This window comes from Alteraurantiacibacter aquimixticola (assembly GCF_004965515.1).
Taxonomy (GTDB): domain Bacteria; phylum Pseudomonadota; class Alphaproteobacteria; order Sphingomonadales; family Sphingomonadaceae; genus Alteraurantiacibacter; species Alteraurantiacibacter aquimixticola.
Genome location: NZ_SSHH01000003.1, coordinates 1 through 11,816, shown reverse-complemented (window position 1 = coordinate 11,816; position 11,816 = coordinate 1). Strand labels below are relative to the sequence as shown.

Genomic DNA, 11,816 nt, shown 5'->3' with positions numbered 1-11,816 from the left:
AGGCATCTTCGCATGGCTACTATCGTACTTTCCGCCGTCGGCCAGGTGGTCGGCGGACCGATCGGCTCGGCCGTTGGCGCACTTATCGGCAGCCAGATCGACCAACTGATTTTCAAGCCGGGTGATCGCGAAGGCGCGCGCCTCAAAGAACTGCGCATCACCACCTCCAGCTACGGCACGCCCATGGGCCGGCATTACGGCAAGATCCGTGTGCCCGGCAGCATCATCTGGGCCACCGACCTCGCCGAAAGCAGCGAGAGCCAGGGCGGCGGCAAGGGCCAGCCCTCGGTCACGACATACAGCTATTCCTCCTCATTCGCCGTCGCGCTGAGCAGCCGGCCGATCAAGAATATCGGCCGCATCTGGGCGGACGGAAACTTGCTGCGCGGTGCCGCGGGTGACCTGAAGGTCGGCGGCGAGCTGCGCATCTATCTCGGCCATGGCGACCAGCAGCCCGACCCATTGCTCGCCTCTGCGATCGGCCCCGAATGCCCTGCCTATCGCGGGCTTGCCTATTGCGTATTCGAAAGCCTGGAGCTGGCCGACTTCGGCAATCGCATCCCCAGTCTGTCCTTCGAAGTCATAGCCGATGACGGCGAGGTCTCGCTGGCCGAAATGATCCGCCCTGCCGGAAGCCAGATCGAAGTCGACCGCCCGCTGCCCTCGCTCGTCGGCTTCAGCGAAGAAGGCGGGCCCCTGATGTCCAGCCTCGAGAGCATCGCCACGGTCTATCCCTTTTCGTGCGATGCCAGCGGCCAGACACTGACGGTAAAGTCATCCGATACGCTCCCCGGAAATCCCGCCCTCCTGCCCCAGACCGCCACCGATCTGTCAGGCGATGGGTTCGGACCAACATCGGGAAAGAGCCGCAGGCGGCAGGCGGACTTGCGCGAGATTCCCGAAGGGCTGCGCTATTACGATCTCGCCCGCGACTACCAGGCCGGACTGCAGCGCGCAGACGGCCGCGCGCGCCCGGGTCGCAGCCGGGTGATCGACTTCCCCGGAGCACTCGATGCAAGCGATGCACGCGGCCTCGCCAACCAGGCCGCCGAACGCGCGACCTGGGAGAAAGAGACGATCCTGTGGCGGATTGCCGAGCTCGACCCGGCCATGGCGCCAGGCAGGATTGTCGTTCTGCCCGGAAAGCCCGGTTTGTGGCGCATCGAGAACTGGGAGCTGCGCGAAACCGGCGTCGAGCTGGAGTTGCAGCGGATGCCGCATTCACCCGCGCGCATCCAGCCAGCGGATCCGGGCATTTCGTTGCGGATAGCGGATATCCAAGCGACGCCGACCGAACTCCACGCTTTCGAGCTGCCGTGGGACGGCACGGGCAGCGGAACCGATCGGCAGGTCTATGCCGCTGCATCCTCGACCACATCGGGCTGGGCTGGGGCAGCACTCTATGCGGTCGTCGACGGGGGACTCGAACCGGTTGGCACTACCGGGCGGCGACGTACGATCCTCGGCACGACCAGCACTGCACTCGCCCCGGGCAATCCCGCCCTGCTTTCCAGAGTAGAGAGCATCGAAGTCGAACTGGCATCGGAGGATTTCCAGCTTGTCGGAGCAACCGCTGCAGGTCTTGCCGGGGGCGCCAACAAAGCGCTGCTCGGAAGTGAGATCATCCAGTTCGCGCACGCCACCCCATTGTCGTCCACGCGCTGGCGATTATCGGGACTTCTGCGCGGTCGCGCCGGGACGGAACGTCATGCTACCGAACGTCACCCCTCCGGCACACGCTTCGTCCTGCTCGACAACAGGCCGATGCTGCTCGATCCCGCCCGCATTGCCTCGGCAACTGCTATTGCCGCAACCGGCCTCGCCGATATCACGCCCGTGACCGCACCGATCGAGCTGGCAGGTACAACGTTAAGGCCGCTCTCTCCCGTCCATGGGCGCGCGACCCCGGCAACGGACAACTCCCTGACTCTCAGTTGGACGAGGCGATCACGCGGCGCATGGGAGTGGCCCGACCTCGTCGATGCCCCTCTGAACGAGCAAGCCGAGCGCTACCTGGTCGGCTTGGGGGACCCGCAGAGCCCCGACCTTTTGTGGGAGGTAAGCGAACCAGCGCTGTCGATTGCTCCGGCGACCGCGGCCACTCTGGCAGCCGACCATGCGGGCAAGCCCATCTGGGTACGCCAGGTCGGCAGCTTCAGCGCATCCGATCCACTGCTCCTCCACACCATCGCCTGACCCCACATAACGGAGATACCTACCATGGCAGATCCCATCAGCTTTACTTCGGCCAGCCCACGCTTCGGGCTTCCCTTCCTCTTCCCCGGACAGGCGCAGAAAGAGTTCTTCGTGAACGAGGCGCATGCGCTGGCAGACCTGCTCTTGCATCCCGCCATCGAGGGCGAAGCCGGGACACCCCCCGCCAATCCCGCAGATGGCGAATGCTGGCTCGTGGCCGCGGGCGCCAGCGACGGATGGGCTGGCCATGATGGCGAGCTCGCCTGCCATCAGGCGGGCAACTGGATCTTCGCGACACCGCGCAACGGCATGACAGTGCTCGATCAGGCCGCTGGCCAGCTTCGTCGCTATGCCGATGGCTGGCACATGGCGAGCACGGTTGCGGAACCCTCCGGTGGCAGCGTCGTCGATACCGAAGCGCGCGCGGCAATCACTGGACTGATCGCGGCGCTCGTCGCAGCAGCTATCCTGCCGGATACCTGATCAAGATGGTGCGTGCGCGACGCGCGCCAGCGATGCCGGGTAGTGATGCACGGCCATCCACAAGGCCAGCATGCCCGGCACCACCGCTACCAGTGAGAACATCACACCGCGCCCCAGGCTCCCAGTGGTTTCGGAGATCAGACCCGCAATGAACGGGCCGAAGGCTAGCCCGATCAAGGTCGCGCCGAGCAGGAAGACCGCCGTGGCCGTTCCACGCATACGCGGCTTGACCAGCGCGAGGCTGGCCGCCGCACAGGCTCCCAGCGCCGATGAGGTGACCATCTGGCCAAGGAAGTTGCAGACCAGGAATAGTGTGCTGGAGGCCGTGGTGTAGCCGACCAGCAGAAGTGGCACCGACGCCAGCAATGCGATCGCCGGCACCAGCACGCGACCTGCCTGGAAGCGACGGGCAAGGCGGTCCGCCAGCCAGCCGCCCATGATAACGCCAAGGAAGCCGCCCAACGCATTGGGCGCGCCGATCAGCCAGCCCAGCTCCGATTTCGAAAAGCCAAAGGCACGCTCTGCATAGGGCGCCGCCCAATAGGTGATCGAATAGCCGATATAGCAAACAGCGGCATAGATCAGCACGATCTCAACGAACGCGGGAGCCTTGATGGTCATCGCAAAGGTTTCGGCATCTTCGGCGTGCAGCGCGCTGGCCCAGCTGAACACTGCGTAGTAGCCGACGGCCACGAACCAGAATTGCTGGGCGTTTCCGAACAGCAGTGAGGCTCCAAAAGCGAGGATGGCGAGCGCAGCTGCTACCGAGAGGTTGATGGCGAGGGATGAGCCACCGCGCCGTGCGGCACCCACCAGCGTGAACGGCGGGACGATCTGCACAACCTGGCCGGCAAAGTCGCGCCATGCATTGGGATTTCCTTCAGCCTCCCCCCCGTCCAATACGCCGCGCTTCGGTTCCCGAAGGGACAAAACCCAGACTGCGAGCAGCAGGCCGGGCAACCCAACCATGATGAAGGCAGCCTGCCATCCCGCAAGGCCCAGCAGCCCGCCTTCTGGGTAGGTGGTATTCCAGCGCTCGACAATCGTGCCGCCGATCAGCAGCGACAAGCCGCTGCCAACGAACAGGCCGGACGAATAGATCGCCAACGCCGTCGCCCTGATCCGCTTGGGAAACCAGTCCGAAATGAGCGAATAGGCACACGGGTTCGCGCTCGCTTCCCCTACACCCACGCCGATCCGCGCAATGGTCAGCGTAGTCATATTCCGCGCCAAACCGGACAGGATTGTCATGCAGGACCACAAGGTCAGGCCAAGGCTCAGGAGCCGCACGCGCACCCAGCCATCGGCAAGACGGCCCAGCGGGATGCCGAAGAGAGCATAGAAGATCGCAAACGCCGTTCCGTAAAGGAATCCAAGCTGCGCATCGTCGATGCCAAGGTCCGCACGGATATCGTTCGCCAGGATCGACAGGATCTGGCGGTCGACGAAATTGACTAGGTAGACAACGAACAGGACGCCAAGGGCATACCAGCTGTAGCCGGGAACCTTGTCGTCGTCGCTGTGCTGTTCCTCTCCCGCTTCAGCCATCAACCCGGTCCTGGCCGCGCAGCGTAAGGCGTGGGGTCTTCAAGCCCCGCTTCCGCAAAGCCCTTCTGACGTAGACGGCAGCTGTCGCACAATCCGCACGCCATTCCTTCGGGCGTGGGATCATAGCAGGACCAGCTCATGACCGGATCGAGGCCGAGCCTCTCCGCCTCCTGAGCAATGCGGGCCTTCCCCCAATGCTGCAGCGGCGCATGAATTGTGAAGGGCTTTCCCTCGACCCCGTCGCGCGTTGCCAGCCGCGCCGTTTCCTGGAAGCTCGCAATGAAGTCCGGGCGGCAATCGGGATAACCGGAATAGTCGAGCGCGTTGACGCCGATGAAGATGTCATGTGCACCGATCGCCTCCGCCCAAGCCAAGGTGAGCGACAGGAAAACGAGATTGCGCGCCGGCACATAGGTTACGGGGATGCCTTCCCCCACGCCGGTCTTCGGCACTTCGATATCGTCCGTCAGCGCCGATCCGCCGAACTGGCTAAGGTCCAGCGGCAGGACCACATGCCGCTCTGCACCCAGCGCTTCGGCAATCTTCCGCGCCGATCCGATCTCGCGACGATGCCGCTGGTTGTAGTCGATGGTCAGCGCATAGATCGCGTAGCCCTGTTCACGGGCGATCCCCCCGGCGACCATCGAATCGAGGCCCCCCGACAAGAGAATGACTGCCTTGGGCGTGGTTTCTACCATAGGCCACGGCTAGGCAGCTGCGCTGCATAGAGCAAGAGCGCTCTCGCCTTTCGGCTCAGCAGGCACCCGTCCTGCGCGCTTCCCCCTCAAGTGAAAACGGTGCCCCGCCCTGGATGCCCTGGCTGCGGATCTGCACGAGCGCATTGCCTTCCCGGCGAATTGTCGTGCGGCCATAGCCGTCACCGCGGCAGGTATATTGCACCGTAACTTCGTTCGGTTCGTCCTGAACGACGAAATGCGAGCAACCCGATTGACGGTGCCGAATCTGGATCAGCTCGCGGCCAGTACGCACGCAAATGGAGCGCTGCGAACCATCGGTCCGCAGGCGGAGCTGCCAATTGCCCTTGTCCAGCTGATCGAGCATCGCAAGTTCAGGTGCCTGTGCGGCGACTGGCCACGACATGGCGAAAAAGGCCGCGGCGGCGGCGAATGCCAGTCTGACTGCCCTTTCTCTTACCATGTCATTCTCCAAAACCTTTTCGACAGCACTTTGTACATCACGCAAGATGAACGGCCAATTGCCCTCTACCTGCGACGAGTTGCCTACCTTCGTGATCAATCCTGAATCGGGAACTGCTTTGAACAGAATGCGCAGTCGACCATGATGATCCCGTTTTCATCCGCCATGTCGCGACGATCCTCTTTCGGAAAGCGAGCCAGGACCTCCTCGAAATAGACTTCCGAACAGCGGCATCCGCGCATGAGCTTGGCCCCCTGCTCGACGCGAATCTCTCGCTCATCGTGATACAGGCGCCAGAGCAGTTCTTCCAATGACAAACCCTGTTCGATCAACTCCTCGTCGCTGAGGCTTTCGGCCAGCACGGCGACATGCTCCCAATGTGGGTGATCGAGCTGGGCATGCAGGCGCTCACGCCCTTCCTCACCTTCGGGAAGATGCTGCACCAGCAGCCCGCCGCCGATATTGCCGGACGCGCCGGACTTTCCCGCCGTATGGATGAAAGTGGGCACCTGCTCGCTCTGCGCGAAATAGGCTTCGACCGCATCGGTCAGCGATTCGCCTTCGAGCGGCACCACGCCCTGATAGCGTTGCCCGGTCTTGGCGATGTCGAATGTGATCGCGAGATAGCCGGTGCCGAAGATATCCGCCAGCGTCGGGTCCGACCCGAGCGTGTCGAACTCCGCCGGATCATGTTCGACATAGCCGCGCAGCTCGCCCTGGCGATAATCGCACACCAGCAGGGTGATAACGCCGTCCTGCGCCTGCGCCTGCATGGTCAGCTGGTCTTCCTCCTCCTTGAGCAGTCCGCCCATCAGAGCGGTGAGCACCAGAGCTTCGGCCAGCACGTGCTTGATCGCAGGCGGATAGTCATGCGCGCCCAGGATCGTGTCCAGCACCGGCCCCAGCCGCACCATCCGCCCGCGACAGTCGCGTTCGGGGATGGTGAAGCTGAGGATCTGGTCGAAGCCGGTCTGCGGCTGTTCGGAAGAGGATTCTGCCATCGCCCGAATATGGGGATAGTCTGGCGCGAAGTTAACCCGCGCCGTCACCCAGCAAGCCGAAACTCCACAAAAGCACCGATTTCTGCGCGTGGATGCGATTTTCCGCCTCGTCGAAGACCACCGATTGCGGTCCTTCGAACACGTCCTCGCTCACTTCCTCACCCACATGCGCGGGAAGGCAGTGCAGGAATTTCGCACCCGGCTTGGCCTTTGCCATCAGCGCCGCATTGACCTGGAAAGGCGCAAGCTCAGCCAACTTCGCTTCTGCATGCTCCTGCCCCATCGAGATCCAGGTGTCGGTGACCACCACATCCGCACCCGCCGCAGCTTCGGCCGCATCATGAGTGACGGTGATGGTGGAACCCGCAGCACGCGCCGCTTCGATATAGAGCGGATCGGGCACGTAGCCCTCGGGGGTGCCGATCGCCATGTCGAACTTCATCAGCCCGGCCGCCTGGACCAGCGAATTCATGACATTGTTGCAGTCGCCCAGCCAGGCGAGCTTTAGCCCCGGAAGCGCCTGCCCATGCTCGATCACGGTCAGCAGGTCGGCGACGATCTGGCATGGATGCGAGCGATCGGTCAGCCCGTTGATGACCGGTATACCCGCATGGCGGGCCATTTCCTCGACCTTCGCATGATCGTCCGTCCGGACCATGATCGCATCGGCCATGCGGCCGAGCACGCGCGCTGTATCGGCCACGGTCTCTCCACGACCGAGCTGCGATGTCCCCGAATCGAGGATCAGCGGCGTGCCGCCCAGCTGGCGAATGGCGATATCGAAGCTGACGCGCGTCCGGGTCGAGTTCTTCTCGAACACCATGGCGAGCACGCGCCCGGACAGCGGCGCATCGGCATCGGGATGGCCCTTGGGCCAGCCCTTGCGCGCCGCTTTCCGGTCGATCGCGTCATTGATCATGGCGGCAATATCGTTGCCGCCCGCATCGGCGAGGTCGAGGAAATGCCGGTAAGCCATCAGCTTTCCTCGTAATCCGCAGTGCCGGCGGAGAGCTTCTCGAAGAACTCGTCCATCTCCACATCGCCGATCACCAGCGGCGGCAGCAGCCGCAGCGTTCCATCGCCCGCCGCGACGGTCAGCAGCTGGTGATTGTCGCGCAGATGCACCATGAAGGGACGCGGCTCACCCTTCATCTTCAGGCCGAGCATCAGGCCCATGCCCCGCACGCCTTCGAACAGCTCGGGATAATTCCCGATGAACTGTTCCAGCCGCGAGCGCAGCCGCTCTCCCTTCTCGCGCACCTGGGCAAGGAAGTCCTCATTTGCCACGGCATCCATCACGGCACTGCCGGCCGCCATGGCCAGCGGGTTGCCGCCATAGGTGGAGCCATGCGTGCCGAAGGTCATACCGCGCGCAGCCTTTTCGGTGGCGAGGCAGGCGCCGAGCGGGAAGCCGCCGCCAATCCCCTTGGCAGTCGCCATGATGTCGGGCTCAATGCCGTACTGCTCATAGGCGTAGAGCGTGCCCGTGCGGGCGACGCCGGTCTGCACCTCGTCGAACACCAGCATCAGGTCATGCTCGTCCGCCAGCTGGCGCAGGCCCTCGATGAATTCGGGCGTGCCAACGCGAATCCCGCCTTCACCCTGGATCGGTTCCACCAGGAAGCCGGCCGTATGCGGACCGATGGCTGCCTTCGCTCCTTCGAGATCGTTGAACTCGACATATTTGAAGCCGGGCAGCAGAGGGCTGAAACCCTTGTGCATCTTTTCCTGGCTGGAGGCGCTGATCGTCGCCATCGTCCGGCCGTGAAAGGCGTTGTTGAAGGTGATCAGCTCGAACCGATTCGAATCACCCCCCTCGCTCTGGTGATAGGCGCGCGCGGTCTTGATCGCCGCTTCGACGGCTTCGGCGCCAGAGTTGGTGAAGAAGACGGTGTCGGCGAAAGTGGCGTCGACCAGCTTCTGCGCCAGCGCCTCCCCCTGCGGACTGCCATAGAGGTTGGAGACGTGCATCAGCGTTTCCGCCTGCTTCTGGATCGCGCCGATCAGGCCGGCATGCGAGTGCCCCAGCAGGTTGACCGCGATACCCGATGCGAAATCGAGATAGCGCGTGCCATCTTCGGAAATGAGGTGGCAATGCTCGCCCTTGACGGGCCGGACGCCGCACCGGGGATAGACCGGCATGAGCGGGGTGATGGACATGAACAAATTCCTTCGAATCGATATCTGAAACGACAAATGGCGGCCGGTTGGCCGCCTCGTCATGCCTAATCATCTATGACGGGGACGGCGGCCGGTCAAACACGCGGCCGCCGAACCGGATGTGCCCGCAGGCCTAGCCCTGCACCGGCACCAGATTGACGGCCGAGTACTTGCCTCGTCGGTCGACTTCGAGATCGAACTCGAAGCGGTCGCCTTCGTTGATTCCGGACAGGCCGGAACGCTCCACAGCCGTGATGTGGACGAAAGCGTCTTCCTTGCCGTCATCACGGGTGATGAAGCCAAAGCCCTTGATCGCGTTGAAGAATTTCACCGTGCCAACGGCCTTTTCGCCGGTCAGCTCACGCTGCGGCGCACGAGCAGGAACTTCGATCACATCGCCCACGACCTGAAGGTCGGCTGCGGAGACCTTGCCCCCGCGATCGACCAGGTTGAACTGCAGCTCCTGCCCTTCGGCCAGCCCTTCGAGGCCCGCACGTTCGACCTGGCTGATATGGACGAATACATCCTCGCCGCCTTCATCGCGCTGGATGAAACCGAAGCCTTTCTGGGCGTTGAAGAACTTGACCTTGCCCTGGCCGGTGCCGACGACCTGGGCAGGCATCCCACCGCCGCCGCCGCCGCCGCGCGGTCCACCGCCGCCGCCGCGACCACCAAAGCCGCCGCCGCCGCGATTGCCGCCACGATCATCGTTGAAGCGGCCACCGCCGCCTCCACCGAAGCGGTCGCCACCACCGCCGCCGCCGCCACGCCAATCGTCGCCGCCGCCGCCGCCGCGCCAGTCGTTACCGCCCATCGGCGGCATGCCGCCTTCCTGGAAAGGATCAAATCCGTCTTCGCCGAAACCGTCCCGCTTGTCGCGTCCCCGGCCGCGACGACCTTTGTCGTAACCCATGTACTCAATAAACCTTCATTACCGCCCTGATCGTTCACCCCGCGGACCGGACGAACCGCCCGCGAGGAGGAAGCGAAGGACCTGCCCACCACTCCAGTTGCGGTTATATATAGCACTTATGACCCGCTGGCGAACATTTTAAGATTGCGCTCTTGTTACAGCTATTCGGCATTTGTGGCAGGCGGAGAAGCCAAGGCCCTTGCGTCACGCCGATCAGCGGGCTTTAGAAAATGCACAACAGCAGCCGCGCAATGCGCAAACAGCAAGGCGGTAGCAGGTGGAGCAGGAACAATGAGCGACTTTCGGGAAGTAACAGAAGAGTTCTGGGCAAGCCCGCAAATCACCGTCGCGGATGTTGCCGAGGCGGCCGAGCAGGGCTTTGTCACCATTATCAACAATCGCCCCGAAGGCGAAAGCAGCGACCAGACAGAAGGCGCGAAGATCCGCGAGGCGGCTTTGGCGACGGGTATGGCTTACCATGCCATTCCCATCACCCATGCCGGTTTCAGCGAACCGCAGGTGAAGTCCATGGCCGACCTGCTCGATACCGCGGAAGGGAAAGTCCTCGCCTATTGCCGCTCAGGCACGCGCTCCACGCTGCTGTGGGCACTAGCGCAATCGAAGACCGGCGGCGATCCGGAAGAGCTCGCCAAGGCTGCGGATCGCGCGGGCTACAACGTCGCTCCCATATGGGAAAAGATGCAGGATTACGCTGCCAAGGCCAAAAGCTAGAGAGGCTTGCCTTGTCGCTTGCCGCCATCGGCGCCACGATACTTGCCGTCCTGTTCCTGATCGGACTGGCGCGCTGGCTCGGTTTCGCCGGAAAGCCGCAGCTGACCGATGAGGCGGAGGCTGCAGCGCTGGCGGCATCGCTTCCCGGAGGCTTCGCAGCGCGCGATATCGCTCTGGATTGCGTGGGACACGGGGCATTGCTGGCCGATGCGGACGGGCGCGTGGCGGTGATCATCCCCCACGGCGCGCATTTCATGGTCCGGCTGGCAGGCCCGGGACTGTCCGTCACCCGCGATGCAACCGGCATCACGCTGGTCGATCCGCTGTGGAAGTTTCAGCTGGCGATCGAGGACGATCAGGGCTTTTGGATCGAATCGCTTGAAAAGGCTATTGCTGCCGCATGACGGCTTTCGATCCCCTTCCCTATGCCATCCCCTTCTTCGTGGCACTGATCGCGCTGGAGATCGTCTGGGCGCGACGCACCGGGCGCCAACGCGCCTATGAGAGCCGCGATACTGCGGTCTCGCTCGGCATGGGAATGGGTAGCCTGGTGGCGGGGGCGCTGGCCGCACTCGCCACCGTGCCGCTGCTCGGCTGGGTGCACGGCTTTGCGCCTTTCGCGATCGGCTGGGCCTGGTGGGCCTGGGCCTTGTGCTTCATCCTCGATGACTTCGCCTATTACTGGCAACATCGCACCGGGCACCGCGTGCGCTGGTTCTGGGCTGCGCATGTGAACCATCATTCGAGCCAGCATTACAATTTGTCGACTGCGCTGCGGCAGACATGGACCAGCTTTGTCGCCCTGTCCTTTATCTTCCGCCTGCCGCTGGCGCTGATCGGGTTCGAGCCGGGGATGATCCTGACCTGTGCCGCCTTCAACCTGATCTACCAGTTCTGGATTCACACCGAAGCGATCAACCGCATGCCGCGCTGGTTCGAGGCGGTGATGAACACGCCGTCGCATCACCGCGTCCATCACGCGACCAACGGCCGCTATCTCGACCGCAATTATGCCGGCACCTTCATCGTCTGGGACAAGCTGTTCGGAACCTTCGAGCTGGAGCGGGATGACGAGGTGATTCGCTATGGCATCGTCCACCAGCTGGGCAGCTTCAACATCGTGAAGGCCGCGTTCCACGAATGGGCAGATATCGCGCGCGACGTCCGGTCGGCGCCTTGGAAGCACAAGCTTTCCTATATGTGGCGCGAGCCCGGCTGGACACATGACGGCAGCCGCGAGACCTCCGACATGATCCGGCAGCGAACCGCCTTGGCTGAGCAAGAGACTGCCGAGAGTTGAGTCGCACCTGATACCCACAAAGAAATGGCCGGGAGTTCGCACTCCCGGCCCTTCTCATATCGCCTGGCTGCTAGCTTGGCTTAGTTGCCCGAGCCCGGACCGTAGGTGATTTCCACGCGGCGGTTCTGCAGCTCGCGCACACCGTCGGCGGTCGGCACACGGGGCATGCTTTCGCCGAAGGCTTCGCTCGAGATGCGCGCCTGCGGGATGCCGCGAGCGGTCAGGTAGCCCTGCACACTCTCGTTACGCCGTTCGGACAGGCCGACATTGTAGGTCGTCGAACCCGAGCGGTCGGCGTGGCCTGCCAGCATGATAGCTGCCGTAC

The 11,816-nt window shown here is 63.5% G+C and carries 13 protein-coding genes; 5 read left to right on the top strand and 8 right to left on the bottom strand.

The annotated features are described in order from the left end of the window. Positions 1 to 12 precede the first annotated feature (12 nt). Positions 13 to 2,196, top strand: coding sequence for a phage tail protein (locus tag E5222_RS10980; protein WP_136693851.1), 2,184 nt, complete (start codon positions 13 to 15; stop codon positions 2,194 to 2,196). Positions 2,197 to 2,220: 24 nt separating this feature from the next. Beyond that, on the top strand, positions 2,221 to 2,679 hold the full coding sequence (locus E5222_RS10975; RefSeq protein ID WP_136693850.1) for a DUF2793 domain-containing protein: 459 nt from the start codon (positions 2,221 to 2,223) through the stop codon (positions 2,677 to 2,679). Here E5222_RS10975 and E5222_RS10970 read toward each other — a convergent pair whose 3' ends face one another. From E5222_RS10970 to E5222_RS16835, 7 genes are all read right to left on the bottom strand, one after another. Beyond that, positions 2,680 to 4,227: a spinster family MFS transporter gene (locus E5222_RS10970; RefSeq protein WP_136693849.1), complete on the bottom strand. Its 1,548-nt coding sequence runs from the start codon at positions 4,225 to 4,227 to the stop codon at positions 2,680 to 2,682. It abuts the gene before it with no gap. Then, entirely contained in the window at positions 4,227 to 4,925 is a 699-nt protein-coding gene (gene queC, locus E5222_RS10965) for a 7-cyano-7-deazaguanine synthase QueC (RefSeq protein ID WP_136693848.1), read from the bottom strand. Before queC ends, E5222_RS10970 begins: the two co-directional genes overlap by 1 nt. A gap of 55 nt (positions 4,926 to 4,980) precedes the next feature. Continuing rightward, the gene (locus E5222_RS10960; RefSeq protein WP_246021723.1) at positions 4,981 to 5,484 is read right to left on the bottom strand and encodes a DUF3617 domain-containing protein; all 504 of its coding nucleotides are present in this window, start codon (positions 5,482 to 5,484) and stop codon (positions 4,981 to 4,983) included. After that, complete coding sequence (gene hslO / locus E5222_RS10955; protein WP_136693847.1) at positions 5,481 to 6,386, bottom strand: Hsp33 family molecular chaperone HslO; 906 nt, start codon at positions 6,384 to 6,386, stop codon at positions 5,481 to 5,483. The genes E5222_RS10960 and hslO overlap by 4 nt, the downstream gene beginning before the upstream one ends. Positions 6,387 to 6,417: 31 nt before the next feature. Further along, positions 6,418 to 7,362, bottom strand: a complete 945-nt coding sequence (gene argF / locus E5222_RS10950) for an ornithine carbamoyltransferase (RefSeq protein WP_136693846.1) — start codon at positions 7,360 to 7,362, stop codon at positions 6,418 to 6,420. Then, positions 7,362 to 8,546, bottom strand: a complete 1,185-nt coding sequence (locus E5222_RS10945) for an aspartate aminotransferase family protein (protein ID WP_136693845.1) — start codon at positions 8,544 to 8,546, stop codon at positions 7,362 to 7,364. Before E5222_RS10945 ends, argF begins: the two co-directional genes overlap by 1 nt. 133 nt (positions 8,547 to 8,679) lie before the next feature. Next, positions 8,680 to 9,459 (bottom strand): cold-shock protein, encoded by a 780-nt coding sequence (locus tag E5222_RS16835; RefSeq protein ID WP_136693844.1) that lies wholly within the window; start codon positions 9,457 to 9,459, stop codon positions 8,680 to 8,682. Positions 9,460 to 9,750: 291 nt separating this feature from the next. Here E5222_RS16835 and E5222_RS10935 point away from each other — a divergent pair, with 291 nt between their 5' ends. Genes E5222_RS10935 through E5222_RS10925 form a run of 3 tightly spaced genes read left to right on the top strand, consistent with a single transcriptional unit; the run spans position 9,751 to position 11,491 of the window. Then, positions 9,751 to 10,191, top strand: a complete 441-nt coding sequence (locus E5222_RS10935; RefSeq protein WP_136693843.1) for a protein tyrosine phosphatase family protein — start codon at positions 9,751 to 9,753, stop codon at positions 10,189 to 10,191. Between the two features lie 11 nt (positions 10,192 to 10,202). Further along, positions 10,203 to 10,595 carry a hypothetical protein gene (locus E5222_RS10930; RefSeq protein WP_136693842.1) on the top strand — a complete coding sequence of 131 codons (393 nt, stop codon included), beginning with the start codon at positions 10,203 to 10,205 and terminating at the stop codon, positions 10,593 to 10,595. Further along, positions 10,592 to 11,491 carry a sterol desaturase family protein gene (locus E5222_RS10925; protein WP_136693841.1) on the top strand — a complete coding sequence of 300 codons (900 nt, stop codon included), beginning with the start codon at positions 10,592 to 10,594 and terminating at the stop codon, positions 11,489 to 11,491. The genes E5222_RS10930 and E5222_RS10925 overlap by 4 nt, the downstream gene beginning before the upstream one ends. Before the next feature lie 80 nt (positions 11,492 to 11,571). Here E5222_RS10925 and E5222_RS10920 read toward each other — a convergent pair. Continuing rightward, positions 11,572 to 11,816 (bottom strand): OmpA family protein (locus E5222_RS10920; protein WP_136692845.1); only part of this gene is annotated, 245 nt, incomplete at its 5' end.